Here is a 23,686-nt window from a genome sequence, read left to right as displayed (position 1 = left end):
GCGGAAGGACGCCCTCAGCGCCTTGCGTTCCTCGCGGTGTCACACGCCCCTGGCGCACGACACCCGCGGGCTCAGCCCATGAACTTCTTGAACTCGTCCGGCAGCTCGAAGTCCTGGCCGCCCTGCTGGCCGGGCAGACCGAAGGCGCCGCCGGGGCCGCCCTGCGCGCCGGCCGCCCTGCGGGCCGCCTCCTCCTGCTCCTGCTGCCTGCGCTTCATCGGGTTGCCGGAGCGCTGCTTGCCCTTGGCCTTCTTCGGCTGCTTCTTGGTGCGACCGGGGCCGCCGCCCATGCCGGGCATCCCCGGCATCCCGGGCATGCCGCCGCCCTGTGCCATGCGGGACATCATCTTGCGGGCCTCGAAGAACCGCTCGACCAGGCCCTTCACCGCGCTGACGTCGACACCGGAGCCCTTGGCGATCCGGGCTCGGCGGGAGCCGTTGATGATCGTGGGGTCCTGGCGCTCGGCGGGGGTCATCGACTTGATGATCGCGGCCGTGCGGTCCACGTCCCGCTCGTCGAGGTTGTTGATCTGGTCCTTGATCTGCCCCATGCCGGGGAGCATGCCGAGAAGCTTGGAGATCGACCCCATCTTCCTGACCTGCTCCATCTGGGCCAGGAAGTCGTCGAGCGTGAACTCCTGCCCCTTCTTGGACGCCAGCTTGGAGGCCATCTTGGCGGCCTCTTCCTGGCTGAAGGTCTTCTCCGCCTGCTCGATCAGGGTGAGGAGGTCACCCATGTCGAGGATGCGGGACGCCATCCGGTCCGGGTGGAACTGGTCGAAGTCGTCGAGCTTCTCGCCGTTCGACGCGAACATGATCGGCTTGCCGGTGATCTGCCGGATCGACAGAGCGGCGCCGCCGCGCGCGTCGCCGTCGAGCTTGGAGAGGACCACGCCGTCGAAGCCGACGCCGTCGCGGAACGCCTCGGCGGTGTTGACGGCGTCCTGACCGATCATGGCGTCGACGACGAAGAGGATCTCGTCGGGGCTGACCGCGTCGCGGATGTCGGCGGCCTGCTGCATCATCTCGGCGTCGATGCCGAGGCGGCCCGCGGTGTCCACGATCACGATGTCGTGGACCCGGGACTTCGCGAAGTCGATGGAGTCCTTGGCGACCTGGACCGGGTCGCCGACGCCGTTGCCCGGCTGCGGCGCGTAGACGGCGACACCGGCGCGCTCGGCGACGACGCTCAGCTGGTTGACGGCGTTGGGACGCTGGAGGTCACAGGCGACCAGCAGCGGCGAGTGGCCCTGCTCCTTCAGCCAGCGGCCCAGCTTGCCCGCGAGGGTGGTCTTACCGGCGCCCTGGAGACCGGCGAGCATGATGACGGTGGGCGGCTGCTTGGCGAAGCGCAGCCGCCGGGTCTCGCCGCCGAGGATCGTGACGAGCTCGTCGTTGACGACTTTCAGGACCTGCTGGGCCGGGTTCAGCGCCCGGGAGACCTCGGCGCCGAGGGCGCGCTCCTTGACGTTCTTGATGAACGTCCGCACGACAGGAAGGGCCACGTCCGCTTCGAGGAGCGCGATGCGGATCTCGCGCGCGGTGGCGTCGATGTCCGCCTCGCTCAAGCGCCCCTTGCCGCGGAGATTCTTGAAAGTCGCGCTGAGGCGGTCGGAGAGGGTATCGAACACGGCGACGTCGGTCCTCGGTGTCGGGGGCAGTGTGAGCGTCTTCCAGGGTATCGGTCCGCGCAAGCGAATCGTCCCCGCCCGCCGCGAACGGCGGACGGGGACGGCCTGCTGACGCGGTCCGGCCGGGGCCCGGGGTCAGGCCCTCAGCGTCTCCTCGAGTTTCCGCGCGACGGCCGTGGCCTCGCCGGGCGGCAGGGGGGCGCCCGTGTCGTCCGTGACGTAGAAGGCGTCGACGGCGTTGGCGCCGAGCGTGCTCACGTGCATGCTCCGCACGCGTACCGCCGCGTCCTCCAGCGCCCGTCCGATCCGCAGCAGCAGTCCGGGGGCGTCCTGGGCGCGGACCTCGATGACCGTGGCGTGGCGGGAGGCCGCGGGGGCTACCGTCACGCGCGCGGGGGGCGCGACCGTGCCCCGGCGCCTGGGGTAGGCGGCGTCCCGCTCGGCGAGCCGGCCCGCGATGTCCAGTGAGCCGTCCAGCGCGCGGACCAGGTCGGCGCGCAGCCGGGCCGCCTGCGGCAGCGAGCCGTACTCCGCGGCGACCCGCCAGTTGAGCAGCAGGACGGAGCCGTCGATGCCGGAGGGCAGGTCGTGGGCGCGCAGTTCGGCGGTGCGCACGGTCAGCCGGTGGAGGGCGAGGACGCCGGCGACGGCCGGGAGCACGCGGGGCTGGTCGGGTACGGCGACGATGAGCTCCACGCCGAGCGGTTCGGGGTCGCCGGGCGCTTGTCCGGCCGCCGGGTCGGCGGGCGGTTCGGTCTGGGCGCGCAGCGAGAGGACCGGGCTTCCGGTGGCGGCCGCCTCGATGGCGAGGCGCTCCTGTTCGGCGGTGGGCGCGGCGGCGGCCGGCTCCTCGGGTTCGTCCCCGGCGAGGACGGCGGCGACGCGTTTGACCAGGTCGGCGACGAGCGAGCCGCGCCAGGCGGACCAGGCGGCCGGGCCGGTGGCGAGGGCGTCGGCCTCGGTCAGGGCGTGCAGCAGTTCGAGTGCGCCGGGTGAGCCGACGGCTTCGGCGACCGAGTGGACGGTGGCCGGGTCCTCCAGGTCGCGCCGGGTGGCCGTCTCGACGAGCAGCAGGTGGTGGCGGACGAGGGTGGCGAGGACGGCGGCGTCCGCCTGGTCGAAGCCGATGCGGACGGCGACGTCCCGGGCGATGGTCTCGCCGGCCACGGAGTGGTCGCCGGGCCAGCCTTTGCCGATGTCGTGCAGCAGCGCGGCGACCAGGAGGAGGTCGGGGCGGCTGACGCGGCGGGTGAACTCGGAGGCGCGTACGGCGGTCTCGATGAGGTGCCGGTCGACGGTCCACAGGTGCACGGCGTTGCGCTGCGGCCGGCAGCGCACCCGCTCCCAGTCGGGCAGCAGCCGGGTGATCAGGCCGGCGGCCTCCAGTGCCTCCCAGACGTCGACGGTGGGGCGGCCGGAGCCGAGCAGGGTGACCAGTTGTTCGCGTGCCTCGGCGGGCCAGGGTGTGGGCAGGGGGCGCACGGTGGCGGCGAGGCGGCGTACGGCGTGGAGGGAGAGCGGGAGGCCGGCCTGGGCGGCGGCGGCCGCGGCGCGCAGCGGGAGCACGGGGTCGCGTTCGGGGCGTGCGGCGCGGGCGAGCACCACCTCGCCGTCCTGTTCGACGACGCCTTCGGCGAGCGGGGAGCGTTCGGCGGTGGGCTTGCCGCCGCCGAGCATGGCGCGCAGCCTCGGCCGCACGGCGCGCGACCGGAGCACGCGCCCCACTTCGCGCCAGGTGACGTCGCTGGCGTAGGAGATGACGCGGGCGGCCTCGTAGACCTGGCGCAGGAGGGTGTCGGCGTCCAGGAGGCCCAGTTCGGCGGCGACTTGGTCCTGTTCCTGGAGGGAGAGGCGGTCGGTGGCGCGGCCGGTGGTCAGGTGGAGGGCGTCGCGGACGTCGAGGAGCCTGCGGCGGGCGTCGTCGAGGCCTTCGCGGGGTGCGTCGGCGAGCCAGGAGGCGGCGACGGCGCGCAGGGCGGTGGCGTCCCTGAGGCCGCCGCGGGCCTCCTTCAGGTCGGGTTCCAGAAGGTACTGGAGTTCGCCTTGGCGGTCGGCGCGTTCGGCGCAGAGCTCCTGGAGCTGGGGCAGGCGTTTGGGCGCCTGGTTGCGCCAGTCGGCGAGGGCGGCGGTGCGCAGTGCGGCCGTCACCGCGGCGTCGCCGGCGAGGTGGCGGGCGTCCAGGAGGCCGAGATGGACCTTCAGGTCCTCGCCGGCCGTCTTGCGGGCCTCGGCCGGTGTGCGCACGGAGTGGTCGAGGGCGAGGCCGAGGTCCCACACGGGGTACCAGAGGCGGTCGGCCAGTGCGGCGATCTCCGCGGGGTCGCCGCCGTCGTGCAGCAGGAGGAGGTCGAGGTCGCTGCGCGGGGACAGTTCGCCTCGGCCGTAGCCGCCGACGGCGACCAGGGAGACGCCCTGGGTGGTGCCGGCGGCCGCGGTGAACAGTCCCGCGAGCCAGTCGTCGGTGAGTCGGGACAGGGCCTTACGGCGCGGCGGCCCGGACCGCGTCTCCTCGGTGAGGAGGCGCAGCCGGGCCGCCGCGTAACCGCTGGGTCCCGAGTCCTCTGCTTCTTTCCGCACGTCCGTACTCGTCACCCAGTGGCTCCTGTTCTGTGCTGCCGTCAGAGCGCGTCCGGGCCGCGCTCGCCGGTGCGGACCCGTACGGCCGTCTCGACCGGGAGGGACCAGACCTTGCCGTCGCCGATCTTGCCGGTGCGGGCCGCCTTGACCACGACGTCGATCAGCTGTTCGGCGTCGTCGTCCTCGGCCAGCACCTCGATGCGGATCTTGGGGACCAGGTCCACCGTGTACTCGGCGCCGCGGTAGACCTCGGTGTGGCCCCGCTGACGACCGTAGCCGCTGGCCTCGGTGACCGTCAGACCGTGCACGCCGAAGGCCTGGAGGGCTTCCTTGATCTCGTCGAGGCGGTGGGGCTTGACGACGGCGGTGATGAGCTTCATGCGTCCACCTTCTTGGCGGTGTCGGGCACGGGGGCCGGGAGGGCGGTCGAGCGGGCGCCGCCGCCGGCTCCGCTGAAGTCGTATGCGGTCTCCGCGTGCTCGGCCTGGTCGATGCCGGCGACCTCGTCGTCCTCGGGGACGCGCATGCCGATGGTCTTGTCCAGGAGGAAGGCGAGGATCGCGGAGGCGATCAGGGAGTAGGCGAGGATGGCGAAGACGCCGGCGCACTGCTTCCACAACTGGTCGAGACCGCCGCCGTAGAAGAGACCCTTGACGTCGGACTGGCCCTTGCCGCTGGCGAAGAAGCCGATCAGCAGGGAGCCGAGGACACCGCCGACCAGGTGGACGCCGACGACGTCGAGGGAGTCGTCGTAGCCGAACTTGTACTTCAGGCCGACGGCCATGGCGCACAGGACGCCCGCGATGGCGCCGACGGCGATCGCGCCGAGCGGGGAGACCGCGCCGCCCGCGGGGGTGATGGCGACCAGGCCGGCGACCGCGCCGGAGGCGGCGCCGAGGGTGGTGAACGCGCCGTGGCGGATCTTCTCGTAGATCAGCCAGGCCAGCATGGCGGCGGCGGTGGCGACCTGGGTGTTGACGAACATCAGCGCGCCCACGCCGTCGTCGTTGCCGAGCCAGGAGCCGGCGTTGAAGCCGAACCAGCCGAACCACAGCAGACCGGCGCCGAGCATGACCAGCGGGAGGCTGTGCGGGCGCATCGGGTCCTTCTTGAAGCCGACGCGCTTGCCGATGACCAGGATCACGCCGAGGGCCGCGGCACCGGCGTTGATGTGGACGGCCGTGCCGCCGGCGAAGTCGATGACGCCGAGCTCGAAGGCCCAGCCGCCGGCGCCCCAGACCCAGTGCGCGACGGGGAAGTAGACGACCGTGGCCCACAGGGCGACGAACAGCGCCCAGGCGCTGAACTTGACGCGGTCGGCGAGGGCGCCGCTGATCAGGGCCGGGGTGATGACGGCGAACATCAGCTGGAAGACGAGGAAGACGAAGACCGGAATGGTGTAGCCGTCCCACAGCTCGGTCAGGCCGATGTCGCTGAGGCCGACCCAGTCCGAGTTCCAGCCGATGAGGCTGCCGGAGTCGGTGCCGAAGGCGAGGGAGAAGCCGTACAGCACCCACAGGATGGTGACGATCCCGAGGCTGATGAAGCTCATCATCAGCATGTTCAGGGTGCTCTTGACGCGGACCATGCCTCCGTAGAAGAAGGCCAGACCCGGTGTCATGAGCATTACCAGGGCGGAACAGATGAGCATGAAGCCTGTGTTCGCGGACGACAGCGTGGGTGCGTCCGCCGCAAGCGTGATGGCTGATGCCATCGGCGTCTCCTCGTCGTAGGTACGGCCCCGTGCGGGCGAAGCCTGAGCGGAATGAGGGGTGGGCCGCTTATGGGCCACGAGATTGACGCAGCGCGGTTTCGATGGAAGCCCCTCGTTGTTTCGCCGCCGTGACGAAGGCGCAGTGCGTGTTACGCGTCGATGAACTGGCGGATGCCGCCCCAGCCGATCGTTATCGTGGCGCAACCTTCACCCGGCGGACGCCGGGGCTCGCCGGGAGGGAAGGGGACCGGCCGCGGTCGGCCTTCCGATGACCTGGCATGGGGGAGCCGAGTCGGGCGGTTCGGGAAGGCCGGCCGCGGCCGGGGCTCAGGGCGGTCACGTCGGCGGTCAGACCGCTTCGGCGGCCTCCGGCAGCTCGACGGCGAGCCGGTCGGTGAGGTCGACGACCTCGGTGAGGTCCCCGAAGTCGCGGATCGCGCAGTCCACGGTCTTCCGGATACGGGTGTTCACCCGCTCGGAGCGGACCTTCTTGGCCTCCTTCATGGCCTGCGCGGCCAGCACCGCGCTCTGTCCGGGCTCGCGGCGCAGCAGATGGACGGTGGCCATGCCGATGAGGTTCAGCACGTAGGAGCGCTGGTGGTCCACGTCCTTGGCGAAGAGGTCGACGGCCCGCTGCATCAGGGGTTCGGCGAGTGAGGCGTAGGTGGGGCTGCGTCCGGCGACGTAGGCCAGGTCGCGGTAGGAGTGGGAGTTCTCGCCGTGCAGTTCGGCCTCGGAGAAGAAGCGGATCCAGTCGGGGTCTGGCTCGTCCCAGTCGGCGGCGTCGGCGAAGGTGTCCTCGGCCATCCGGACCGCCCGTTTGCACCGGCCGGGCTGGCCCATGTTGGCGTAGGCGCGGGCCTCCATCGCATACAGCATCGACTGGGTGCGCGGGCCGGCGCAGTCCCGGCTGCCGTACTGGGCGAGGTGGATCAGCTCCAGGGCGTCCTCGGGCCGCCCAAGGTGGATCATCTGGCGGCTCATGCTGGACAGGATGTAGGAGCCGAGCGGCCGGTCACCGGCCTCCTTGGCGGCGTGCAGGGCGAGGACGAAGTACTTCTGCGCGGTGGGCTGGAGTCCGACGTCGTAGCTCATCCAGCCGGCGAGTTCGGCCAGTTCGGCGGCGACCTTGAAGAGCCTGCGGGCGGTGGCCTCGGGCTGGGGCTCCTGGAGGAGGTCCGTCACCTCGTGCAGCTGTCCGACGACGGCCTTGCGGCGCAGTCCGCCGCCGCACTGGGCGTCCCACTGCCGGAACATCACGGTGGTGGACTCCAGCAGGTCCAGCTCGGGCCTGGAGAGCCGGCCGCGCGCGCGGCTGGTCGGGAGGGGCTCCGCCTCCGGCGGGGCGGGCGGCGAGGGGACGAGCCAGCGCTGCATGGGCTCGATGAGGGTGGGGCCCGCCGACAGGGCCAGCGACGTTCCGAGGAAGCCGCGCCGGGCCAGCATCAGGTCGCTGCGCGAGAACTCGCTGAGCAGGGCCACTGTCTGCGGGCCCGTCCAGGGCAGGTCGACGCCGGTGGCCGCGGGCGTCTGCCGCGGGGTGCGCAGACCGAGGTCCTCGACGGAGACGACGCAGCCGAACCGCTCGGTGAACAGCTCGGAGAGGATCTTGGGGATGGGCTCGCGGGGGTTCTCGCCGTCCAGCCAGCGGCGCACGCGCGAGGTGTCCGTGGAGATGTGGTTGGCGCCCAGCTGGCGGGCCCGGCGGTTGACCTGGCGGGCCAGTTCGCCCTTGGACCAGCCGCTGCGCACGAACCAGGACGTGAGCAGCTCGTTGGGGCGCTTGTCGGCGGGCGCGGCGCTCCCCCCGCTCGTCCCCCTACCGCTGTTGCCGCTCACTGGAACGCCCCCATCCCTGAGACCACTTGTCGCTTCGCTGCGCCAAGCCCTATCAGAATGCCGGTGAACGGGGTCCGCCGTCCGGCGGTTCTCACCCTTCGAACGGTTGGCCGACTTGCCCCCGGCATACCCACAGGGGCATGTGCCCCTGGGTCTCGCACACTCAAAGTAACCCCACGATCACGCGCCGACCACGGCGGTTCCAGAAACGCCACCATTCGCCACCCCTTCGAATGAACCTACGATGGCGCGTTGGCGATTCACTTGACATAGGACGGCCAGGGGTGGGCGGAACGGTGCACTCAGGGGCGTGCGCAGTGGTACGCACCACCCGGAGTGCTCCCGGACGCCGCCTGAAAACAGCTGGGCGGGGAAGGCGAAAACACACAGAGTCACGAGGTGCGTCCGCTGCGTGACCACAGGTGCGCCGGACCCGTTGGAGGGGGCATGGACTTCACGATCGGCGGCATTCGCGAGATCCGCTCCGGCGCGCGCAGGCGCGGTCGCTCGTCCGAGTGCACCGCCGTAGCCGAGTTCACCGGATTGTGGGGGTGGGACGTGGTGCCGGGGGCGCGCGCCGCCGGCGGTCTGTGCTCCTGCGGCCGCCCCGGCTGCCCGGCGCCGGGCGCGCATCCCCTTCCGTTCGCGCCCCGCGTCCCGGCCGGCGCCACGCTCGACGACGTCACGCGCGCGTGGGCGGAGTACCCGGGCGCCTCGGTGATGCTGCCCGTCGGTGAGGCATTCGACGTGGTCGAGGTGGCCGAGCCGGCCGGGCGGCACGCCCTGGTCCGCCTCGAACGCATGGGCCTCCCCCTCGGCCCGGTGACCGCCACCCCCGAGGGCCGCGCCCAGTTCCTGGTCGCTCCCGGGGCCGCCGCCGCGCTGCCCGACCTGCTGTACCGCATGGGCTGGGACGCGCCGGACTCCCTGGACCTGCGCGGCCTCGGCCCGGGCGCGCACATCACGGCGCCGCCCTCCGACCGGGGCGGCCTCGGCCCCGTGCGCTGGCTGCGCCCGCCCGCGCTGGACTCGGCGACCCGGCCGCCCGAGGCCCGCCTGCTGCTCGGCACCCTGGCGTACGTGGCCCACCGCTCCCGCGCGTAGGCCACCGGCGTACACACCCACCGGCGCTCGCCGAAACCCCCTCACCCCGCAGAACACGGCGAAGCGCCCGCTCCCACTGGATCAGGGGCGGGCGCTTCCTCGCGGGGCGGGGGTGGTCAGTCCCCGATGAGCGCGTCGACGAACGCCTCGGGTTCGAACGGCGCCAGGTCGTCCGCGCCCTCGCCGAGCCCGATCAGCTTGACCGGCACGCCCAGCTCGCGCTGGACCGCGACCACGATGCCGCCCTTGGCCGTGCCGTCGAGCTTGGTCAGCACGATGCCGGTGATGTCGACGACCTCGGCGAAGACCCGCGCCTGGACGAGGCCGTTCTGGCCGGTGGTGGCGTCGAGGACCAGCAGCACCTCGTCGAGCGGGGCGTGCTTCTCGACGACGCGCTTGACCTTGCCGAGCTCGTCCATGAGCCCGGTCTTGGTGTGCAGCCGCCCGGCGGTGTCGATGAGGACGACGTCGACCCCCATCTCCTTGCCCTCCTTGACCGCGTCGAAGGCGACCGAGGCGGGATCGCCCGCCTCCGGCCCGCGCACGGTGTGGGCGCCGACGCGCTCGCCCCAGGTCTGGAGCTGGTCGGCGGCGGCGGCCCGGAAGGTGTCGGCGGCGCCCAGGACGACCGTACGGCCGTCCGCGACGAGCACGCGCGCGAGCTTGCCGGTGGTGGTGGTCTTGCCGGTGCCGTTGACGCCGACGACCATCACGATGCCGGGCTTGCGGTCCTCGGGCTCGGTCTTCACGGTGCGGTCGACCTCGGTGCCGACCAGCTTGAGCAGCTCCTCGCGCAGCAGGCCGCGCAGCTCCTCGGGAGTGCGGGTGCCGAGCACCTTGACCCGCTCGCGCAGCCGTTCGACGAGTTCCTGGGTGGGCTGCACGCCGACGTCGGCGGTGAGCAGCGTGTCCTCGATCTCCTCCCAGGTGTCGTCGTCGAGGTGCTCGCGCGAGAGCAGCGTGAGCAGACCCTTGCCGAGGGCGGTCTGGGAGCGGGAGAGGCGGGCGCGGAGGCGGATGAGCCGCCCCTCGGTGGGCTCCGGGATCTCGATCGGCGGAGCCTCGACGACGGGAGGTTCCTCGACGGCGGTGGGAGCGCCGCCGCCCGGGAGGTCCACCTCCTCGATGGTGCGGCGCGGTTCGTCGCGCGGCGTCTCGGCCTCGTCGCCGACGTGCGGCTCGGCCGGAGGCGCCGTGATGTCGGGCGCGGCGGGGGGCGGCGGGGGCAGCGGCTTCTTGCGCCGGCTGCCGACGACGAGCCCGCCGAGCGCGGCGATCGCGACCACGGCGATGACTACAGCAAGGATGACGATGTCCATAACGCGTCCAGTATGCGCGACCCCTCCCCGCCGGGTCGGCCGCCGACGCGTGCGAACGGGGCGCCCTCCGCCTCTGGCCACCTGACGGTCGGTCAGCTAGCGTCCTGCCCTCCACGACCGAAGGGGGCCCTGTCATGCCCGTGACCGTCGTCCGTTTCAACCTCGTCGCTCCCGGCGCGAGTCCCGCCGAGCTCGGCGCGCGCTACCGGGCGGCTCTGGAGATGGCCGCGTACGCCGACGAGCACGGGATCACCACGGTGCAGACCGAGGAGCACCACGGCGTCGAGAACAACTGGCTGCCCTCTCCGTTCGTCTTCGCGGGCGCGGTCCTCGGGGCGACCCGTCGGCTCGCGGTCACGGTGTCCGCGGTGATCGGCCCGTTGCACGACCCGCTGCGGCTGGCGGAGGACATCGCTGTGCTGGACCTGCTGAGCGGCGGCCGGCTGGTCACGGTGGCCGGGATCGGGTACCGGCCCGAGGAGTACGCGCGGGCCGGGGTGGAGTGGGCGCGGCGTGGGCGGCTCCAGGACGAGGTGCTGCGGACGCTGCTGCGGGCGTGGACCGGCGAGGAGTTCGCGTACCGGGGCCGTACGGTACGGGTCACCCCGCGGCCCGCTTCCGAGCCGCACCCCCTGCTGCTGGTCGGGGGCTCCTCGCGGGCCGCCGCCCGCCGGGCCGCCCGGCTCGGGCTGCCGTTCTTCCCCAGTGCGCATCTGCCGGAGCTGGAGGCGTACTACAAGGAACGGCTGGTGGAGTACGGCACGCAGGGCTGGGTGATGATGCCGGGGGCGCAGACCCCGCTGCTGCACATCGCCGAGGACCCGGACCGGGTGTGGGCGAAGTACGGCGGGCACTTCCTGCACGAGGCCCGCACCTACGCCTCCTGGCAGTCGGCGGACATCCGCTCGGCGGTGCGTTCGCGGGCCACGTCGGTGGAGGAGCTGCGCGCGGAGGGCGTCTACCGCGTCCTGACCCCGGAGCAGTGCGCGGCGGAGGGCCTGGACAACCTCGTCCTCCATCCGCTGGTCGGCGGGATGCCCCTGGAGGAGGGCTGGCGGAGCCTGCGCCTGTTCGCCGAGCGCGCCCTCCCGGCCCTGGACGGCTGACCCGGGGCCGCAGGTCCGGCAACACGCGCGTCCAGGGTGTCCGGCAACACCGCCGCCCCCGTCCGGCTGCGTGGGCCGGGCGGGGGCGGCGGTGGGTGGGGAGGAGGGCGGCGGGGTGGTGGCCCTGCTCCCCGGGTCGGGTCAGCCCATCTCCTCCAGGGACTTGCCCTTCGTCTCGTTGACGTACTTGAGGACGAAGGGGATGGAGAGGGCGGCGAAGGCCGCGTAGATCACGTAGGTGAGGGACAGGTTCCAGTCGGCCAGCGACGGGAAGCTCGCCGTGATGGCCCAGTTGGCGATCCACTGCGCGGAGGCGGCGACGCCGAGGGCGGCGGCGCGGATCCGGTTGGGGAACATCTCGCCGAGGAAGACCCAGACGACCACACCCCAGGACAGGGCGAAGAAGAGGACGAACACGTGGGCGGCGACGAGGGCGATCCAGCCCTGCGTGGCCGGGAGCTTGCCGCCGACGAGGTCGTAGGAGAAGGCCCAGGCCTCCAGCGCGAGGCCGATCACCATGCCGACAGAGCCCACGACGGCGAGCGGCTTGCGGCCGACGCGGTCCACGAAGATCATGGCGATCACGGTGCCGACGATGTTGATGATCGACGTCGTGAACGAGTAGAAGAACGAGTCCGCCGGGTCGACGCCGACCGACTGCCACAGCGTCGAGGAGTAGTAGAACGCGACGTTGATGCCGACGAACTGCTGGAAGACCGACAGGCCGATGCCGATCCAGACGATCGGCTTGAAGAAGAAGGAGCCGCCGAGCAGGTCCCGGAAGCTGGACTTGTGCTCGCTCTTCATGGCGTGCTCGATCTCGGCGACCCGGGCGTCGAAGTCGACGTCCTTGCCCTCGACCTCCTGGAGGATCTCGCGGGCGCGCTCACGCCGGCCGACGGAGATGAGGAAGCGCGGCGACTCGGGGATGGCGAAGGAGAGCAGCCCGTACAGGACGGCCGGGACGACCATCACGCCGAGCATGACCTGCCAGGCCTCCAGGCCCATCAGCTGACCGCGCTGGTCGCCGTCGGCGGCGTTCAGCAGACCCCAGTTGACCAGCTGGGACACGGCGATGCCGACGACGATCGCGGCCTGCTGGAAGGAGCCGAGACGGCCGCGGTAGGCGGGCGGGGCGACCTCGGCGATGTAGGCCGGGCCGATGACGGAGGCCATGCCGATGGCGAAGCCGCCGACCACGCGCCAGAAGGCGAGGTCCCACAGGGAGAAGGGCAGCGCCGAGCCGACGGCGCTCACGGTGAACAGCGCGGCGGCGATCTGCATGCAGCGGATGCGGCCGATGCGGTCGGCTATCCGGCCGGCGGTCGCGGCGCCGATGGCGCAGCCGATCAGGGCGACGGCGATGACCTGGGCCAGGGCGGCGGAGCCGATGTCGTAGCGGTCGCGGATGGCTTCCACAGCGCCGTTGATCACGGAGCTGTCGTAGCCGAAGAGGAAGCCGCCCATGGCGGCCGCCGCGGCGATGAAGATGACGTGCCCGAGATGATCGGGATGAGCCGTTGCGGCTCCTGACTTGGGTGGCTGCGCTGTGCTGGTCACGTTCAACTCCTCGGGCCACCGGCAACGCTGCCGGTGTGGGGGTCAGCCCTTCGAGGTAGGCGGTACCTGAAGGTAAAAACGACGTTGCCGAGACTATGCCTTCAAGTTTCGAAGTCAAGGCCCCTACCTGTGTGAGAAAAGAGGCACACGTGAAGAGCATGTGTTCAATACTTGAAAGTAAAGTTCGGGGGTAACAGGGCCCGCCGCTAGCGGAGCCGCTGGGAGATCACCTTCGACACGCCGTCGCCCTGCATCGAGACGCCGTAGAGCGCGTCGGCGACCTCCATGGTGCGCTTCTGGTGCGTGATCACGATGAGCTGCGAGGACTCCTGGAGCTCCTGCATGATGCGGATCAGCCGCTGCAGGTTGGTGTCGTCCAACGCCGCCTCGACCTCGTCCATGACGTAGAACGGGCTCGGCCGGGCCTTGAAGATCGACACCAGCATGGCGACGGCCGTCAGCGACCGCTCCCCGCCGGACAGCAGCGACAGCCGCTTGACCTTCTTGCCCGGCGGCCGGGCCTCCACGTCCACACCCGTGGTGAGCATGTTGGCGGGGTCGGTCAGGATCAGCCGCCCCTCGCCACCGGGGAACAGCCGGCTGAACACGCCCTCGAACTCCCGGGCGGTGTCGCGGAACGCCTCGGTGAAGACCTGTTCGACCCGTTCGTCGACCTCCCTCACCACCTGGAGCAGGTCGGCGCGGGTCTTCTTCAGGTCCTCCAGCTGCTCACTGAGGAACTGGTGACGCTCCTCCAGCGCGGCGAACTCCTCCAGGGCCAGCGGGTTCACCTTGCCGAGCTGCTGGTACGCCCGTTCCGCGGCCTTCAGCCGCTTCTCCTGCTCCGCCCGGGCGAACGGCCGGGGCCGGTTGCGCGGGTGCTCGGGATCCTCCGGCAGCTGCTCGCCGTCGGCGGGGGGCGAGGGCGGCACCAGTTGGTCCGGCCCGTACTCGGAGACGAGCCCTGCCGGTTCGACACCGAACTCCTCCAGCGCCTTGTTCTCCAGCTGCTCGATCCGCAGCCTCTTCTCCGCTCCTAGTACCTCGCCTCGGTGGACTGAATCCGTCAACTTGTCGAGTTCCGCCTTGAGATCACGCCCGGCGGTACGGGCGGCGGCCAGCTCCCGCTCGCTGTGCGCCTTCGCCGCCTCGGCCACGACCCGTTCCTCGTCCGCCCGGCGCACCGACACCTCGACGTGCGCGAGCAGTTGCCGGGCGCCGGTGGCGACGGCCTCCGCGACGGCCGCCTCGTGCCGCAGCCGCGCCCGCCGCTGCTCGGCACGCGCGCGTGCCTCCCGCTCGGCACGGGCCGCCCGGTCCAGCGAATCGGCCCGCCCGGCCAGCCCTTTGACCCGCTCCTCGTGCGTACGGACCTGAAGCCGCGCCTCCATCTCGGTCTGCCGGGCGTTGGCCCCGTCGGCGGCGAGCCGGTCCCGCAGGTGGGTGTCCGGCTCCTCCTCCCCCGGCATCTCCTCGGCCACGGCCAGCCGCTCGGCCAGCTCCTCGGCCTCCTCCACGGCCCTATCCAGCGCCTCCTGGGCCCGGTCGGCCGCCGCGGCAGACCGCTCGGCCTCCCCCGCCGCGCCCCGCGCCTGCCCCGCGAGCCGCCCCAGCTGCTGGGCCACGCCCGACTTCTCCCGCTCGGCGGCCCGCCGCCGCTCCCCCGCCTCCTCGACGAGAGCCGCGCACGCCTCGCGCCGTTCGCCGGCCGCATGCTGCGCCTCCGTCAACTCCACGCAGCGGACGGCCAGTTCTTCCAGCTCGGCGGCGGCCTCGTCCACGGAGGCCTGCACCTCCAGCAGACTGGGCGCGCCCGCCGACCCGCCGTGCGCGAAGTGCACCCCCAGCAGGTCGCCTTCAGCGGTGACGGCGGTGAGGTCCGGCCGCGCGTACACCAACTCCTCGGCTTCCTCCAGCGTCTCCACGACGACGATCCCCCGCAGGAGCCGCCGCACGGCGGGCAGAAGTTCGAGGGGAGCCTTGACGAGGCCGGCGGCGAAGGGGGGAGCACCGGCACCGTGGTCGATGCCGGTGGCGTGGGCGGGAGTGCTGCTGCCGGACGCTGGGGCGGGAGTGGCGTTGTGGGCGGGTGCGGGCGCCTCGCCTTCGCCGGAGGCGAGGCGTGCGGGGATGCCGGCCGTGCCCGGCGCGGCGGTCGGGGCGTGCTCCTGGTTCCCGTCCGTGTCCTTGGCCTGCGCGGACGTGACGGGGGCAGGGGCCTGGTCCTCCGGTGCTCCCGTCAGGAGCAGGGCCGCTCGGCCCGCGTCGTGTTTGCGCAGGAGGCGGATGGCGTCGGCCGCCGCGGACGGGGTGGTGACGGCGAGGGCATCGGCGGCGGCGCCGAAGGCCGCGGCGAGGGCAACCTCGTAGCCGGGGGTGACGGTGAGGAGTTCCGCGGCGGGGCCGAGCAGCCCGCCGAGGCGGTCCTTCGCCGTCAGCAGCGCGCCCGTGCCGTCCTTGCGGCGCAGGCCCAGCGCCAGGGCGTCATGGCGGGCCTTGGTCGCGGCCCGTTCGCGTTCGGCGGTGCCGGCCGCCTCGCGGGCGGCGGTCAGCGCGGCCTCCGCCTCGGCGAGCCGCCGCTTCGCCTCCTCGTGCCGTTCGGCGAGTTCGGCGTCGTCGGCGTCGAGGCCGCCGACCTCGGCCTTCAGCGCCTCGTACTCCTCCTCGGCGGCGACGGCACGTTCCCGGGCCTCGTCCCGGGCTGCGGCCAGGCGGTCGATCTCGGCCTGGGCGGAGGCGGCGCGCGAGCGGGCCGCGTTGACCTGGCCGTGCAGCCGGGCGAGGCCCTCGCGGCGGTCGGCGATCGCACGGGCGACGTCCTTCAGCCGCCGTTCCTCCACAGCGAGCTCGCGCTCCAGGTCGGCGCGGTGGGCGACGGTGTCGTCGAGCGCCCGCTGAGCCGCCTCCAGGGCGGCTTCCAGCTCGGCCTCCTGCTCGCGCACCCGGGCGGCCTCACGCTCCAGGTCCTCGGGGTCGCGGCCACGCCGTTCCTCGGGGGGCGCGGAGGTGGCGCTCTTCACGCGCGCGTCGGCGAGCGAGATCGTGCCGCGGACGCGCTCGGCGAGCTGGGAGAGCTCGTACCAGGTCTGTTGCGCCCGCTGGAGGCGCGGCGTGAGCCGGCGCACCTGGTCCTCCAGGAATGCCTCGCGCTGGAGCGCCTTCCTCAGCTCCTGCTCGGCGGCGTCCTTGCGTTCCTTGAGCGCGGCCTCGTCGGCGACCTCGGCCCGGAGTGCCTCCTCGAGCCGTACGAGGTCGTCGGCGAGCAGGCGCAGCCGGGCGTCGCGCAGGTCGGCCTGGATGACGGCGGCCCGGCGGGCGACGGCGGCCTGCCGGCCCAGCGGCTTGAGCTGGCGGCGCAGTTCGTCGGTCAGGTCCTGCACGCGCGCGAGGTTGGCCTGCATCGCGTCCAGTTTCCTGAGCGCCTTCTCCTTGCGCTTGCGGTGCTTGAGGACGCCCGCCGCCTCCTCGATGAAGGCGCGGCGGCCCATGGGATCGGCGTGCAGGACGGAGTCGAGCTGGCCCTGGCCGACGATGACGTGCATCTCCCGGCCGATGCCGGAGTCGGACAGCAGGTCCTGGATGTCGAGGAGGCGGCAGGTGTCGCCGTTGATCTGGTACTCGCTGCCGCCGTTGCGGAACATGATCCGCGTGATGGTGACCTCGGCGTACTCGATGGGCAGGGCACCGTCGGAGTTGTCGATGGTCAGGGACACCTCGGCGCGGCCCAGCGGCGGGCGGCCGGTGGTGCCGGCGAAGATGACGTCCTCCATCTTGCCGCCGCGCAGCGACTTGGCGCCCTGCTCGCCCATGACCCAGCTGAGCGCGTCCACGACGTTGGACTTGCCCGAGCCGTTCGGCCCCACGACGCACGTGATGCCCGGCTCGAACCGGAGCGTGGTCGCCGAGGCGAACGACTTGAACCCCCGCAGGGTCAGGGCCTTGAGGTGCACGGCGCTGGACTCTACCTTCCCGACTTGTCCCACTCCGTGAACCCGCGGTTTCACCCTTGAACGCTGAGGGCAGACCCTTCGTTGAAGAGTGGGAAGGATGCGCGCGGGAAGCCGATCGGGGGATCGGGACGGAAGCGGGGGCAGCCGGGGGATCGGGGGAAGAAAGAAGGGACGCCGAAGCGTCCCTTGCTACTTCTGACAACCTTAGCGGTCCGACGCGATGGGAAAGTGTCTCCCCTTCGCTGCGCCTGCTGTCGTGGAGCGGTGCAGCGATCAGGTGAGCGCAGGCTCCGCCTGGTGTGCGTCGATGCTCTCCATGAACCTGTCGTGAGAAGCGGCAGCCGTCAGAGCGTCGTTCTCGGCCTGGATTCGTCCGAGCTCGTTTTCCAGGTCCTGGACGCGCTGCTGGAGCCGTCGCATCTCGGCGAGGAGTCGCGGGTCGGAGCCGCCGACGTAACCGAGAAGCGCCTTTGCCATGATGGATGGTCCTCCACACTGAGTGACCGACCGAAGCGGTGGTGGGTCGTGAGGGATTCGCACCCGCGGTGTTGACCGGATCTTGTTCGTGCTGCCGTTCATCCATGCCAAACAGCTAGGTGCGCGGGGTGCTTTCAGCGTCTCACCAAAAAGTTTGACGGTCAACACGATCACGCCCCGTATCGGTGAGCATCCGTGGGGCGCACGGCCGGAAACGGCGGCGCTGTGACTCCCGCGGGCCCTCAGGGCGTGGCGATCATCTTTGCGTGCGGAGCCTGCCACGGCAAGCGGTTCTTGGCAACCACCTGCTTCTTTTCACTTGGGGCGGCCGTCGACGGTCCGTTCCAGCGCCGCCGCGTCTCTCCGGGGTGCGCGTTTCGTCAGCGGATCGCGAAGCCGTCGTAGCCGCCGCGGGGTGTGTCCCATATCTCTGTGACTCCGTCCACGCGCCCGGGCGTGTCGTCACTCAGGAGCCACTCCAGCAACCTCTGGCAGGCCTCACGACTGCCCTCGCCGACGACCTGGACCCGTCCGTCGGCCACATTGAGAGCAAAGCCACTCAGGCCGCCGATCTCCAGTGCCTTGGCCCGCGTGAACCAGCGGAAACCCACACCCTGGACGTGTCCGCGCACCCAGGCCACCATCCGTACTTCCTCGCTCATGGGTGCCATCTAACCGGGCGAAGTCACTCGGAACACCTCCGCCCCCGGCGGCATGCGGTACCGTCCCGACCCAATGAATCTCATATGAAACTCACTCGATCGAGTGAGTCAGGTTGACCGTATGGAGTCAGTGACGCCATGCGCCGCCCGGCGCGGGTCGACCGAGGAGACCGTTCGGACGAGGAAGGCCAGGACATGGGACGCCACCGACGCGCCGCCGCCGGCCGCGGCGCGCAGGACCGTCACGCCGATGGCCCCGTCATGGGCATCGCGCCGTACCTGAACCCGGAGGCGTACGCCGACTCGGCCGCCAGGAGCCACGACTACCTGTACGCGACGGACGACGGCCACGCCCCGTCCGCCGAGGACACCGCAGTCCTCACGGCGGACGGCTTCAGCCCCGGCGGGTCCGGGTCGACCGGTCCGGGCCGGGGCGGGACGGGCCGGCGCCGCAAGCGCAAGGCCGTGACCCCGGTCAAGACAGGCCTGCTCGGGGTGTCCGCGGCCGTCGCCCTCGGCACGGTCGCGGTGGCGTCCGGCGTGGTGCCCGGCCTCGACGGTTACAAGCTGGGCGGGGGCGGCGGCCCCTCGGACCGGGTGACGGCCGCCGACCCGCCGGCCAACTCCGCCACGGAGTTCGGCGGCACGTCCGGCTCCACCGACCCCGGCGCCGAGCGCGGCGAGTCGTCGACCAGCCGGGACGCGAGCCGGTCCGGCACGCCGTCGGCCTCGGCTTCGGCCCCCGCGTCGACGCCGGCCTCGCCCAGCCCGTCGGCCTCGACGGCGTCGCCGAGCGAGTCGCCGAGCACCGAGAAGCCGACGACCACGCCGACGAAGCAGGCGCGCAAGTCGGCCCCGTCGAAGACGGCGTCGAAGTCGCCGGGCCGCAGCAGCGCCGCGGTCGCGGTGTCCTCGGAGGCCCAGGCCGCGGCGGAGGTGCTGCAGCTCGTCAACGAGGAGCGCTCGAAGGTCGGCTGCAGCCCCGTCGCCGCGAACAGCTCCCTGGCCTCCCTCGCGCAGGCCTTCAGCGTGGACATGGCGAACCGGAACTTCTTCGACCACACCGACCCGAGCGGCGCGAGCCCGTGGGACCGAGCCGCGAAGGCCGGTATCACCGACCTCGGCGGCGAGAACATAGCCCGCGGCCAGACCGACGCGGCGGCGGTGATGCAGGCCTGGATGAACAGCCCCGGCCACCGCGCCAACATCCTGAACTGCGACTTCAAGACCCTGGGCGTCGGCGTCCACTTCGGCTCGGGCGGCCCCTGGTGGACGCAGGACTTCGGCTACTAGGAGCGCCGACAGACAGCACTACGCCAACAGATAGCGCTAACCTTCGGTTAGCGCTATCTGTCGTTCAGCGCTGTGCTCGCGTATTCTGAAGGAATGGACGGCATCCCGGAGCTGGAGCTCCCCTACGACGTGTTCGCCAAGGCCTGCCCCTCGCGGGGCACGCTGGAGCACGTCACGGGCCGCTGGGGCGCACTCACGCTGGGGGCCCTGCACGAGGGCTCCCTCAGGTTCAACGCGCTGCGCCGCCGGGTGGACGGCGTGAGCGAGAAGATGCTGTCCCAGACCCTGCAGGCGCTGGAGCGCGACGGACTGGTGCACCGCGAGGCCCAGCCGACCAACCCGCCCCGCGTCGACTACGAGCTGACCCCCTTCGGCCATGAGGTCGCCGAACGGCTCCTGGGCCTGATCCACCTGGTGGAAGGGCGGATGGACGACGTCCTCGCGGCCCGCACGCGCTACGACGAGACGCGCGGCGGCCGCTGACACTTCGGGCAGTAGTAGCTGGACCGGTTCATCCAGGGCCGCCGGCGCATCGGCGTGCCGCACCGCTTGCACGGCAGGCCCTCGCGCCCGTAGGCGTCCAGCGACCGGTCGAAGTAGCCCGACTCGCCGTTGACGTTGACGTACAGGCTGTCGAAGCTGGTGCCGCCGACGGCCAGGGCCGCGTTCATCACGTCCCGCACGTGGCCGAGGAGCTCGGCGGTGCGGGGGCGGGTGAGGGACGCGGTCGGCCGGTCGTAGTGGAGACGGGAGCGCCACAGAGCCTCGTCCGCGTAGATGTTGCCGACGCCGCTGATCAGCGACTGGTCGAGCAGGGCCCGCTTGATCGTGGTCCGCTTGCGCCGCAGCGCCTGGTGGAAGGCCGCGTCGTCGAACAGCGGGTCGAGGGGGTCGCGGGCGATGTGCGCGATGACGTCGGGCAGACCGTCGGGGGTGGTGTCGTGCAGGGACAGGCCGCCGAAGGTGCGCTGGTCGACGAAGCGGAGTTCGGTGGCCTGGGCGTCCGCGAAGCGGACGCGGATGCGCAGGTGCTTCTCGTCGGGCGACCCCTGCGGCTGCACCAGCAGCTGCCCGCTCATCCCGAGGTGCGCGAGGATCGCCTGGTCGGTGTCCTCCAGCGGGAGCCACAGGTACTTGCCGCGCCGGCTGGGGACGCCGACGCGGTGGCCTTCCAGCCGGTGCGCGAAGTCGTCGGCCCCGGCCGTGTGACGGCGTACGGCGCGCGGATGCAGCACCTCGGCGGCGGCGACGGTCCGGTGGGCGACCCACCGCTCCAGGCCGCGCCGGACGACCTCGACCTCGGGCAACTCGGGCATGACGACCCCCGTGGGACTGGTGGACGAACCGAGCGCCCGCCCCCTGGTGAGGGGCGGGCGCTCGTCGGGGCGGAGGGGGTCAGGCGGAGGCGGACTCGGTGTCCGCGCTGCCGTCGACCACCGGAACGGCCTGGACGGTCTTGGCCGCCGCGGCGCGTTCGTCCGCAGCGGCCCGGATGGACCGCCAGGCGGACTCGGCGGCCTGCTGCTCCGCCTCCTTCTTGCTGCGGCCGGTGCCGGTGCCGTACGAGACGCCTCCGACGCGGGCGGCAGCAGTGAAGGTCTTCTCGTGGTCGGGGCCGGTCTCCGTGACCAGGTACTCGGGGACGCCGAGGCCTTCGGTCGCGGTGAGCTCCTGGAGGGACGTCTTCCAGTCCAGGCCGGCTCCGAGGTTCGAGGACTTCTCGATCAGCGGGTCGAACAGGCGGTGCACCAGTTCGGAGGCCGCGTCGAGGCCCTGGTCGAGATAGACCGCGCCGATCACCGCTTCCAGGGTGTCGGCGAGGATGGACGCCTTGTCCCGGCCGCCCGTGCCCTCTTCACCGCGGCCCAGCCGGATGAAGGAGCCCAGGTCGAGGCCACGACCGACCTCCGCCAGCGCACGCGAGTTGACCACCGCGGCCCGCAGTTTGGCCAGCTGGCCTTCGGGCAGGTCGGGGTGGATGCGGTACAGCGTGTCCGTGACGACGAGGCCGAGCACGGAGTCCCCGAGGAACTCCAGCCGCTCGTTCGTCGGCAGACCGCCGTTCTCGTACGCGTAGGAGCGGTGGGTCAGCGCGCGCACCAGAAGGGCGGACTCGAGCCGATAGCCGAGCCGCCCTTCCAGAAGCGTGTGGGACGAGGCCGTGTCCGCCTTGTTCTTGGCGGTCGTGTCCGCCTTGGCGTCAGACATGAAGCCTCTCACCAGCCGCTCAGACCTCGAGGACCTGGCGCTTGTTGTAGGTGCCGCAAGACGGGCACGCGATGTGCTGCAGCTTGGGCTCGTGGCAGCGCTCGCACGCAACCAGGGTGGGGACCGCAGCCTTCCACTGCGACCGGCGGTGGCGCGTGTTGCTGCGCGACATCTTCCGCTTCGGAACAGCCACGGCTACTTCTCCTGCTTCTCGGCGGCGCGCGCTGAATCGGGCGCTTCGCCGCTCATCTCGTCCTTCTCGCCGTCTTCGAGTGAACCGGCGAGTCCCTGCAAAGCCGCCCAACGGATGTCGACGGCGTCATGGTGGTGGTCCGGGTCGTCCGCCAGCCGGGCTCCGCACTCGGAGCACAGGCCGGGGCAGTCGTCCTGGCACACCGGCTGCATGGGCAGTGCGAGCACCACCGCGTCGCGCAGCACGGGTTCGAGGTCGAACAGGCCGTCCTCGAGGAAGAGCATGTCCTCGTCGTCCTCGGCGTCGTCGGCCGGTTCCGTCTTCACACGGCCCCGGTCGTCGGCGTCAGGGTACGAGAACATCTCCTGGAAGTCCGCTTCGAGCTCCAGCTCGACCGGCTCCAGACACCTTACGCACTCCCCCTCGGCCGTCGCACGGGCGGTGCCCGTGACGAGCACCCCTTCCATGACGGATTCGAGGCGGAGCTCCAGCTCCACCGGGGCGCCTTCCGGCACTCCGATGACCCCCTGGATCCCGAGGTCCCTGGGGGCGTCGATCTCGCGGGTCAGGCGCTGCTGCGCGCCAGGACGCCGACCCAGCTCGTGCGTGTCGAACACGAGAGGGTTGCGGTGGTCGAGGCGGGCGTTGGAAGCCATTCCTGCTTTCGATCTTTCCGAGCTCTGGGGGTCGCCGCCCTCCGGTTTCCGGGCAGCGGTGATCGCGAACGGCACGCAGTCAGTGACGCGCACACGCGACCGAAGAGCCAGGATACTGGACCTTGCGCTCATGGCCCAATCGGGTGCTCACGGGCGCCCGCGACCGCCCGCCGCCGTGACCGCCGCCGTCACAGGCCGCGGCCCTGTTCGTAGGCGCGCAGCTGCTCGGCGCTGATCATGCCGGTGTCGAAGAGGCTGGTCTCGTCGAGGGCGTACGCCTGCGGGTCCTGCCCCGACTGCTGGTGCTGGGCCTGCGACTGCTGCTGCGGCTCCTGCTCCGGGGCCGGGACCTGTCGGGGGGCGGCCTGGTTCGGGTCGTAGGGCGCCTGGTGGGCGTCGTAGCCGTGGTAGGCGTACGGGTCGGCCTGCTGCTGGTAGCCGTAGGGGTCCTGCCCGCCGGGGTAGGCCGTCTGCGGCTGGTAGCCGCCGTAGGGGTCCTGCTGCTGGGCGTAGTCGTACGCCGGCTGGGGCTCGCGGTGGTCGTACTGCGGCGGCTGCTGCTGCGCGGGCTGCTCGGCCGGGGTGTCCCGCGCCGCGAGGGCGGCGAGGTCGGCGAGGTAGTCGGCGTCGGAGGAGTGCTGGAAGGTCGTGGTGTCGTCGGCGAGGAGGCCGAGGTCGTCGGAGGCGATCCGGCCGTGCAGCTTCTGCCGTCCTCGGCCGACCGCCTCCAGGGTCTTGGCCAGGACCGCCTCGAAGGCGCCCAGCTTGACGTCCACGTAGGCGTCGGCGTCGCGGCGCAGGGTCTCCGGATCGTGGCTGCGCTCGGGGGCGTCCTCGTCCTCGAAGCCGTTCTCGTCGGTGCCCGGGCCGGTGCCGAGGAGCTTCTCCCGGCCGCGGCCGACGGAGCCGAGGGTCTTGGTGAGGACGACCTCGAAGTTGGCGAGCTTGGAGTCGACGTAGTCGTCGGCCTCCGCGCGGATGTCCTCGGCCTCCTTGCGGGCCTCGGCGAGGATGCGGTCGGCCTCGGCCTGGGAGCGGCGGGCGATCTCGGTGCCGGAGACCAGCGAGCCGCGTTCGGCGTGCGCGGTCTCGATGATCCGGTCGGCTTCCTGGCGGGCCTGCTCGACCATCTGCTCCCGGCCGCCGATCAGCTCCTGCGCCTGGGCGAGGGAGTCGGGCAGGGCCGCGCGCACCTCTTCCAGCAGGGCGAGCAGGTCCGCGCGGTTGACCACGCACGAGGCCGACATCGGCATCGACCGGGCACTGGAGACCACCGTGACGATCTCGTCGAGCTTCTTCTGCACGTCCACCGGTTGCTCGCCACTCTCTACAGCTGTGAAGGAGACGGACGGGACGACTGTACGGCCAGGAGGCGGCCGCGGGACAGCGGGTGAGGG

19 protein-coding genes are annotated in these 23,686 nt (G+C 71.9%); 4 read left to right on the top strand and 15 right to left on the bottom strand.

Features of this window, described 5'->3' with window-relative positions:
* Positions 1-71: 71 nt before the first annotated feature.
* The 5 genes from ffh to ACIOC0_RS36255 all read right to left on the bottom strand — a co-directional run bounded on the left by ffh (position 72) and on the right by ACIOC0_RS36255 (position 7,761).
* Positions 72-1,631: a signal recognition particle protein gene (gene ffh, locus ACIOC0_RS36275; RefSeq protein ID WP_402160528.1), complete on the bottom strand. Its 1,560-nt coding sequence runs from the start codon at positions 1,629-1,631 to the stop codon at positions 72-74.
* 135 nt (positions 1,632-1,766) lie between these two features.
* Positions 1,767-4,223, bottom strand: a complete 2,457-nt coding sequence (locus tag ACIOC0_RS36270; RefSeq protein ID WP_402160526.1) for a [protein-PII] uridylyltransferase — start codon at positions 4,221-4,223, stop codon at positions 1,767-1,769.
* Positions 4,224-4,249: 26 nt separating this feature from the next.
* A complete protein-coding gene (locus ACIOC0_RS36265) occupies positions 4,250-4,588 on the bottom strand; it encodes a P-II family nitrogen regulator (RefSeq protein WP_009190863.1) in 339 nt (112 codons plus the stop codon).
* Positions 4,585-5,922: an ammonium transporter gene (locus tag ACIOC0_RS36260; RefSeq protein ID WP_402160523.1), complete on the bottom strand. Its 1,338-nt coding sequence runs from the start codon at positions 5,920-5,922 to the stop codon at positions 4,585-4,587. The genes ACIOC0_RS36265 and ACIOC0_RS36260 overlap by 4 nt, the downstream gene beginning before the upstream one ends.
* Positions 5,923-6,270: 348 nt before the next feature.
* A complete protein-coding gene (locus ACIOC0_RS36255; RefSeq protein WP_402160520.1) occupies positions 6,271-7,761 on the bottom strand; it encodes a hypothetical protein in 1,491 nt (496 codons plus the stop codon).
* A gap of 447 nt (positions 7,762-8,208) precedes the next feature.
* On the opposite strand from ACIOC0_RS36255, the gene ACIOC0_RS36250 reads away from it, so the two are divergent.
* Entirely contained in the window at positions 8,209-8,865 is a 657-nt protein-coding gene (locus tag ACIOC0_RS36250) for a bifunctional DNA primase/polymerase (protein ID WP_402160518.1), read from the top strand.
* A gap of 116 nt (positions 8,866-8,981) precedes the next feature.
* Here ACIOC0_RS36250 and ftsY read toward each other — a convergent pair whose 3' ends face one another.
* A complete protein-coding gene (gene ftsY / locus ACIOC0_RS36245; protein ID WP_402160515.1) occupies positions 8,982-10,184 on the bottom strand; it encodes a signal recognition particle-docking protein FtsY in 1,203 nt (400 codons plus the stop codon).
* A gap of 134 nt (positions 10,185-10,318) precedes the next feature.
* Here ftsY and ACIOC0_RS36240 point away from each other — a divergent pair, with 134 nt between their 5' ends.
* On the top strand, positions 10,319-11,290 hold the full coding sequence (locus ACIOC0_RS36240; protein ID WP_352247171.1) for an LLM class flavin-dependent oxidoreductase: 972 nt from the start codon (positions 10,319-10,321) through the stop codon (positions 11,288-11,290).
* Positions 11,291-11,431: 141 nt separating this feature from the next.
* On the opposite strand, the gene ACIOC0_RS36235 is transcribed toward ACIOC0_RS36240, so the two are convergent.
* The 4 genes from ACIOC0_RS36235 to ACIOC0_RS36220 all read right to left on the bottom strand — a co-directional run bounded on the left by ACIOC0_RS36235 (position 11,432) and on the right by ACIOC0_RS36220 (position 17,939).
* Positions 11,432-12,850 carry a sugar porter family MFS transporter gene (locus tag ACIOC0_RS36235; protein WP_402160512.1) on the bottom strand — a complete coding sequence of 473 codons (1,419 nt, stop codon included), beginning with the start codon at positions 12,848-12,850 and terminating at the stop codon, positions 11,432-11,434.
* 206 nt (positions 12,851-13,056) lie between these two features.
* Entirely contained in the window at positions 13,057-16,800 is a 3,744-nt protein-coding gene (locus ACIOC0_RS36230) for an AAA family ATPase (RefSeq protein WP_402160510.1), read from the bottom strand.
* A gap of 273 nt (positions 16,801-17,073) precedes the next feature.
* On the bottom strand, positions 17,074-17,277 hold the full coding sequence (locus ACIOC0_RS36225) for a hypothetical protein (protein WP_073491170.1): 204 nt from the start codon (positions 17,275-17,277) through the stop codon (positions 17,074-17,076).
* A gap of 380 nt (positions 17,278-17,657) precedes the next feature.
* Positions 17,658-17,939: an acylphosphatase gene (locus ACIOC0_RS36220; protein WP_402160507.1), complete on the bottom strand. Its 282-nt coding sequence runs from the start codon at positions 17,937-17,939 to the stop codon at positions 17,658-17,660.
* A gap of 195 nt (positions 17,940-18,134) precedes the next feature.
* On the opposite strand from ACIOC0_RS36220, the gene ACIOC0_RS36215 reads away from it, so the two are divergent.
* Entirely contained in the window at positions 18,135-19,232 is a 1,098-nt protein-coding gene (locus ACIOC0_RS36215) for a CAP domain-containing protein (protein ID WP_402160505.1), read from the top strand.
* A gap of 93 nt (positions 19,233-19,325) precedes the next feature.
* Positions 19,326-19,715: a winged helix-turn-helix transcriptional regulator gene (locus ACIOC0_RS36210; RefSeq protein WP_402160502.1), complete on the top strand. Its 390-nt coding sequence runs from the start codon at positions 19,326-19,328 to the stop codon at positions 19,713-19,715.
* On the opposite strand, the gene mutM is transcribed toward ACIOC0_RS36210, so the two are convergent.
* The 5 genes from mutM to ACIOC0_RS36185 form a co-directional block, all read right to left on the bottom strand.
* Positions 19,688-20,548: a bifunctional DNA-formamidopyrimidine glycosylase/DNA-(apurinic or apyrimidinic site) lyase gene (gene mutM / locus ACIOC0_RS36205; RefSeq protein WP_402160500.1), complete on the bottom strand. Its 861-nt coding sequence runs from the start codon at positions 20,546-20,548 to the stop codon at positions 19,688-19,690. The two genes, ACIOC0_RS36210 and mutM, sit on opposite strands and share 28 nt — an antisense overlap.
* 79 nt (positions 20,549-20,627) lie before the next feature.
* Complete coding sequence (gene rnc / locus ACIOC0_RS36200; protein ID WP_388485047.1) at positions 20,628-21,452, bottom strand: ribonuclease III; 825 nt, start codon at positions 21,450-21,452, stop codon at positions 20,628-20,630.
* A 7-nt stretch (positions 21,453-21,459) separates the two neighbouring features.
* Positions 21,460-21,633 carry a 50S ribosomal protein L32 gene (gene rpmF, locus ACIOC0_RS36195; protein WP_007493396.1) on the bottom strand — a complete coding sequence of 58 codons (174 nt, stop codon included), beginning with the start codon at positions 21,631-21,633 and terminating at the stop codon, positions 21,460-21,462.
* A gap of 2 nt (positions 21,634-21,635) precedes the next feature.
* On the bottom strand, positions 21,636-22,289 hold the full coding sequence (locus tag ACIOC0_RS36190; protein ID WP_130443164.1) for a DUF177 domain-containing protein: 654 nt from the start codon (positions 22,287-22,289) through the stop codon (positions 21,636-21,638).
* A 188-nt stretch (positions 22,290-22,477) separates the two neighbouring features.
* Entirely contained in the window at positions 22,478-23,599 is a 1,122-nt protein-coding gene (locus ACIOC0_RS36185; protein WP_402160496.1) for a cell division initiation protein, read from the bottom strand.
* Between the last annotated feature and the right edge of the window lie 87 nt (positions 23,600-23,686).

The organism is Streptomyces sp. NPDC088254, from assembly GCF_044740925.1.
In the GTDB taxonomy this organism is placed as follows: domain Bacteria; phylum Actinomycetota; class Actinomycetes; order Streptomycetales; family Streptomycetaceae; genus Streptomyces.
The sequence above is the reverse complement of the archived record's forward strand: the minus strand, read 5'-3'. Positions and strand labels throughout refer to the sequence as shown.